The following is a 332-nucleotide window of genomic DNA, read 5'->3' as shown; positions in this document are numbered from 1 at the left end:
GCCAGGGCCGCGCCGCTGATGGTGCCCAGGTCGGCGCGCTGGATGGTGGTGCGCTGCTGGCCTTGCAGCAGCTGGTCGGCCGCTTGCTGCAGGGCGGCCGGAATGGCGGCCTGTGCGGCGGGGGCGGCGCTGGGTGCGGAGGTCGGCGCGGCGGTGGCGGCCAGGTAGGCGGCGCGCTGTTCGCGCGCGGCTTGCTGGGCCGCCAATTGCACCGCTGCCGTCGGGGCGGCTGTGGGCGCGGACGTCGGCACGGCGGAATAGGTGGGGGCCGAAGCCGGCGCGGCGGACGGGGCGGCCGTTGGCGCCGCCGACGGTGCGGCGCTGGCGGTGTA

1 pseudogene is annotated in these 332 nt (G+C 78.6%); it reads right to left on the bottom strand.

The features are described 5' to 3' along the window. Positions 1–332: pseudogene (locus tag GTP77_RS29955) on the bottom strand (hypothetical protein); the annotation flags it as partial.

Source organism: Pseudoduganella aquatica (assembly GCF_009857595.1).
Classification (GTDB): domain Bacteria; phylum Pseudomonadota; class Gammaproteobacteria; order Burkholderiales; family Burkholderiaceae_D; genus Rugamonas; species Rugamonas aquatica_A.
The sequence above is the reverse complement of the archived record's forward strand: the minus strand, read 5'-3'. Positions and strand labels throughout refer to the sequence as shown.